This window comes from Polaromonas sp. P1_E3 (genome assembly GCF_056405935.1).
Map to the genome: position 1 here is coordinate 1 of NZ_JBFUBD010000214.1, position 4,787 is coordinate 4,787.

The 4,787-nt window shown below is 64.5% G+C and carries 8 protein-coding genes; 5 read left to right on the forward strand and 3 right to left on the reverse strand.

Going from position 1 to position 4,787, the window contains the following annotated elements; all coding sequences use genetic code 11:
• From AC1D0Z_RS16165 to AC1D0Z_RS16175, 3 genes are all read left to right on the forward strand, one after another.
• The coding region (locus tag AC1D0Z_RS16165; RefSeq protein ID WP_477659240.1) for an SRPBCC family protein at positions 1 to 267 on the forward strand (267 nt) is incomplete at its 5' end.
• Positions 242 to 607, forward strand: coding sequence for an ArsR/SmtB family transcription factor (locus tag AC1D0Z_RS16170; RefSeq protein ID WP_477659241.1), 366 nt, complete (start codon positions 242 to 244; stop codon positions 605 to 607). The genes AC1D0Z_RS16165 and AC1D0Z_RS16170, both read left to right, overlap by 26 nt.
• Before the next feature lie 48 nt (positions 608 to 655).
• Positions 656 to 982: a DUF2200 domain-containing protein gene (locus tag AC1D0Z_RS16175; protein ID WP_477659242.1), complete on the forward strand. Its 327-nt coding sequence runs from the start codon at positions 656 to 658 to the stop codon at positions 980 to 982.
• Between the two features lie 71 nt (positions 983 to 1,053).
• Here the strand turns inward: AC1D0Z_RS16175 and AC1D0Z_RS16180 are convergent, their stop codons facing one another.
• Complete coding sequence (locus tag AC1D0Z_RS16180) at positions 1,054 to 1,944, reverse strand: SDR family oxidoreductase (RefSeq protein ID WP_477659243.1); 891 nt, start codon at positions 1,942 to 1,944, stop codon at positions 1,054 to 1,056.
• 77 nt (positions 1,945 to 2,021) lie between these two features.
• Here AC1D0Z_RS16180 and AC1D0Z_RS16185 point away from each other — a divergent pair, with 77 nt between their 5' ends.
• The gene (locus AC1D0Z_RS16185) at positions 2,022 to 2,924 is read left to right on the forward strand and encodes a helix-turn-helix transcriptional regulator (RefSeq protein ID WP_477659244.1); all 903 of its coding nucleotides are present in this window, start codon (positions 2,022 to 2,024) and stop codon (positions 2,922 to 2,924) included.
• Positions 2,925 to 2,929: 5 nt separating this feature from the next.
• On the opposite strand, the gene AC1D0Z_RS16190 is transcribed toward AC1D0Z_RS16185, so the two are convergent.
• Complete coding sequence (locus AC1D0Z_RS16190) at positions 2,930 to 3,538, reverse strand: rRNA large subunit pseudouridine synthase E (RefSeq protein WP_477659245.1); 609 nt, start codon at positions 3,536 to 3,538, stop codon at positions 2,930 to 2,932.
• Between the two features lie 41 nt (positions 3,539 to 3,579).
• On the opposite strand from AC1D0Z_RS16190, the gene AC1D0Z_RS16195 reads away from it, so the two are divergent.
• Positions 3,580 to 4,311, forward strand: a complete 732-nt coding sequence (locus AC1D0Z_RS16195) for an SOS response-associated peptidase (RefSeq protein ID WP_477659246.1) — start codon at positions 3,580 to 3,582, stop codon at positions 4,309 to 4,311.
• 121 nt (positions 4,312 to 4,432) lie between these two features.
• On the opposite strand, the gene AC1D0Z_RS16200 is transcribed toward AC1D0Z_RS16195, so the two are convergent.
• Positions 4,433 to 4,787: DUF938 domain-containing protein (locus tag AC1D0Z_RS16200; protein ID WP_477659247.1), on the reverse strand; the 355-nt coding region annotated here is incomplete at its 5' end.

The following is a 4,787-nucleotide window of genomic DNA, read 5'->3' on the forward strand; positions in this document are numbered from 1 at the left end:
GAGCGCATGGAGCCTGAAAAGCTGTTCTCTTACCGCTGGCACCCCTACGCGGTAGACCCGGCCATCGACTATTCGAAAGAGCCCACCACGCTGGTGGAGTTCACGCTCAAAGAGACGGACAAGGGCACCCTGCTCAGCGTGGTGGAATCAGGCTTTGACAAAATCCCCGTAGCCCGCCGGGCAGAAGCCTTGCGCATGAACACCGGCGGCTGGGAAGGCCAGATGGACAATATCCAGAAATATGTCACCACGCACCAAGACCGCTAAAACGCCACTCCCCCAGCCCGCCCGGCCCGGCCCCGCAGGCGTCTTCGCCGCCCTGGGCGACGAAACCCGCCTGCGGCTGGTGGCCGTGCTCTGCGTGGGCGGCGCCGTGTCCATCGCTCAGCTCACCTCCACCACCGACATCACCCGCCAGGCCGTCACCAAGCACCTGCATGTGCTGGCCGACGCGGGGCTGGTGCATCACGTCAAGGTGGGGCGAGAGCGCCTGTGGCAGTTTGACCCCCAGCAGCTCGACGAAGCCCGCCGCTCACTCGACCTGATTGCCCAGCAGTGGGACCAGGCACTGGGCCGGCTGAAGGCCTCGCTCGAGGCAGAGGCATAGCGGCTTTGCAGAAGGAATGACGCGATGCCCCAGCACAAGATTTTCACAATGGCGTTTGCCAAGGTCTACCCGATGCTCGTTCAAAAAGCCGAACGCAAAGGCCGCACCAAAGAAGAAGTCGACCAGATCATTTGCTGGCTGACCGGCTACGACCAGAAGGGGCTGGACAAACAAATCAAACAGCAAACCGATTTCCAGACCTTCTTCGCCCAGGCCCCAGCCATGCATCCGAATGTGTCGCTGATCAAGGGCGTCGTGTGCGGCATCCGCGTAGAAGAGGTCGACGACCCGCTGATGCAAAAAATACGCTGGCTGGACAAGCTGATTGATGAGCTTGCCAAAGGGAAGGCGATGGAGAAGATCCTGAGGCAGTAAGCCAACCCGTTCGCCCTGAGCCTGTCGAAGGGCTTCGACAAACTCAGCCCGGGACGGCGTGGTTTGTCAGCTCACGCAAAGTAGCCGTTGTCCCGCATGTCCGCCAGCAAGTCCGCCTCCCGCGGCTGCCACCCCAATGCATTGCGTGTCAGCGCGCTTGAGGTCGGGTTGTCGATCGCAACAAAGCGCGCTAGCCAGTCGAAGTGGGCGGGCGCTTCGTCGGGGTTGATGCCGCGCACCGGCACGCCCAGCCCAGCGCCTATAGCCTCGGCAATTGCGCGCAGCGTCAGGCCCTGCTCAGCTACGGCATGCAGGCGCCCCCCGGGCAAGGCACTCTCCAGCGCCAGCCGGAACAGGCGCGCCGCATCCAGCCGGTGCACCGCCGGCCAGCGGTTGGCACCCTCGCCGATAAAAGCCGAGAAACCTTTGCTGCGCGCAATGCGCACCAGCATCGGCACAAAACCGTAGTCGCCTGCGCCGTGCACCGAGGGCGGCAGCCGCACCACGCTGGCACGCACGCCGCGGCTGGCTGCAGCCAGCACCATGGCCTCTGCTTTGGCACGCGGGTTGAGCGAGGCTTCAGGCACGGGCGTGTCTTCCGTCGCCGTGTGGGGGTGCGCCAGCAGCACGGTGACGGACGTCGCCACCAATGGTTTGCCCGAGCCTTCCAGCGCACCAAGCATGGCCGTGACGGCCTGGCGGTCTGTTTCGGCGGCAGCGGCGTGTGCTGAAAAGTCATGAATGAAGGCGGTGTGGATCACGCCGTCGCAGGCCCTGGCCGCAGCGGCCAGGCTGGCGGTGTCTGCCAGCTCACCGCGATGGGCCCGAACACTGAGCCGCGCCAGTGCATCAGCCGCCGCATCGGTGCGCGCCAGGCCCAGCACCTCGTGGCCTGCGGAAAGCAGCTCTTGCACAATGGCTGAGCCGATGAAGCCTGTGGCTCCGGTCAAAAAAACACGCATACTGAACTCCTGAAAATCAATGAGCCCGCATCTTGCGTCGCCACCCCGATTTGTAAAAGCCGTGAGCGTATACAGGTATGAGCACTAACACCCTGAAGACCCCTGCCACACCGCCCGAACCAGCCGCAGCGGCCGCAACGGCGTCAGGCCTCACGCTGGGCGGTTTTCTGCGTGACCGCCGTGGGCGCCTTCCGCCCGAAGCTGGTGCGGATAGCCGCCGCCGCACCCCCGGCCTGCGGCGTGAAGAAGTCGCCACGCGAGCCCATGTGAGCGTCACCTGGTACACCTGGCTGGAGCAGGGCCGCGGCGGCCCGCCGTCCGACGAGGTGCTTGAGCGGCTGGCCGGCGCGCTGGCGCTGGACCGGGCCGACCGCGAGTTCCTGTTTTTGCTGGCCCGGCAGAGGCCGCCGCCGGTCAGGGGCTCCACATCGCCGGCTGCCGTCACCCCCGCCCTGCAGCGTGTGCTGGACGGCCTGACGGCCAGCCCCGCCATCGTCAAGACACAGTGCTGGGACATCGTGGCGTGGAATGCCGCAGCGGCAGCAGTGCTGAGCGACTACGCCGCGCAGCCGCCCGGCGCGCGCAACCTGCTCAGGCGCCTGTTCACCGACCCGGCCATGCGCGCCTTGCCCGACTGGGAGGCCAATGCGCGCTTTGCCCTGGCCGCCTTTCGTGTCGATGCGGCGCGCGCCGGTGACTGCCCGGACGCAGCGGTGCTGGCGGAAGAATTGCAGGCCGGCAGCAAAGACTTTCGCCGGCTGTGGGCCGACAACGAAACCAGCAGCCACTATGGGGGCGTCAAGCGCATAGAGCGCCCGCTGGCCGGCGGCATCACGCTCGAGTACCAGTCCTTCCCGGTCGACAGTGCAGCCGGGCTCAGCATGATTGTGTTTACGCCGGTGACGCAGGCGGACGTTGACGCAGTGGCCTTGCTGATGTCAAACAAGGCGGGGCCGTTGAAAAAAGCCGGGAAGTGCTGAAAGCGCTAAACAGTTTTCGCCTGCTCTTCAGTTTCACGCCAGGCCCCCTGCGCCAGGTCACCCAGCGCATACGGGCCAATAGAAGAGCGAATCAGGCGCAGGGTCGGAAAGCCCACGGCAGCCGTCATGCGGCGCACCTGCCGGTTGCGTCCTTCGCGAATGCCCAGTTCCAGCCACGTTGTTGGGATGGCCTTGCGCACGCGCACAGGCGGCTCGCGTTCCCACAGGCCCGGTGGCGTGTCGATCAACCGCGCATTGGCGGGCCGTGTCATACCATCGTTGAGCTGCACGCCCTGGCGCAAAGCGGCCAGCGCAGCTTCGTCGGGTACCCCTTCGACCTGTACCCAGTAAATCTTTTCCATCTTGAAGCGCGGGTCACTGATGCGGGCCTGAAGCGCGCCGTCGCTCGTCAGCAGCAGCAGGCCTTCACTGTCCGCGTCCAGCCGGCCGGCCACATACACCTCCGGCACGGCAATAAAGTCCTTCAGCCCGCGCCAGCGGCCCTCAGGGGTGAACTGGCTCAGCACGCCGTAGGGCTTGTTGAAGCAAATCAGGCGTGGCGGCATGCCGGTTGGGGTAGGCGGAGTAAAGCTGGGGCTGGGCATGGATGTCATTGGACCATGCCCTGGTAGCGGCACTGCGATAGCATCGCCGCATGAGTACCCAATACGAGAGCATCAAAACCGCCACGCTTTATACCGATGCCTTCGGCGTGGCAGCCCCGGCTGCGCCCGTGGAACGCAATGTATGGCCGCGCAAGCCGGGTGTTTTTATCCGCGCGATGAAAATCAGTGAGGTCGATGAAGCCGAAGAAGCTGGGGAAGCTGAAGAGGTTCAAGAGGCCACAGGCCCTGACCAGCCCGCGCGAGCGCTGCCATCGCATGAGCTGGTGGCCGGGCAGTTTGGCCTGGTGCCTCGCTGGGTCAAGTCGGCGTCTGACGCCAAGCTGCGTTCGACCAAGCTGGTCAATGCCCGCTCGGAAACCGTCACCACGTCCAGCAACTTCCGCGATGCCTGGCTGGCCGGACAGCGCTGCATCGTGCCCATGATGGCCTTTATGGAAGACGATTGGCGCAGCGGCAAGGCCGTGCCCACCCGTATTGCCCGGGTCGATGGCCAACCCATGGGTGTGGCGGGCCTGTGGGAGCGCTGGACAGGCGCGGATGGCGAAGTCATCGTCAGCTACGCCCTGCTCACAGTAAATGCCAACAGCCACGCCCTGATGAGCCGGTACCAGCAGCCCGGCAACGAAAAACGCATGCTGGCGATTTTGAACGAGGGCGCCTATGACGCCTGGCTCAGCGCCCGCACGGAAAAGGCCAGGGAGTTCATGCGGGCCTATCCGGCCAACTGGTTGACCGCCAACCCGGTTGAGAAAAGCCGCTGATCGCCACGCTAAGTGGGGCAGGACGAGAATTTATTGGGAATGATGCTGCAGCCCTTGATGGGAAAGCGCGACCAGCTATAAAAATAATAGCGGATTCAGTTTTCCGCCGACGAGTTCGCAGTTAATGTTTTGCCGACTTCTGTGATTTGGCCCAGACCAGCAGCAAGTTGTTGGCCGGCATGGCGTGCCGGGCTTGCAACTGCAGGCCGGCGCGCGCGGCTTCCTGCCCTACATCTTCCCTGCGCCGAATGCCCCATGCCGGGTCTTGCGCGCGCAGGCTTTGGTCGAAGTTGAGGTTGCCTTCCGACGTAGGCACGCCGTCTTCCAGATAAGGCCCGTAAGTCACCAGCATTCCGCCCAGCGCCAGATGGCGCGCGCTGCCGTGCATCAACGCCGCGCAAGTCGCCCAAGGCGAGATGTGCAACATGTTGGCGCAGTAGATCAGGTCGAACTGCTCACTACTCGGCAGCCACTCA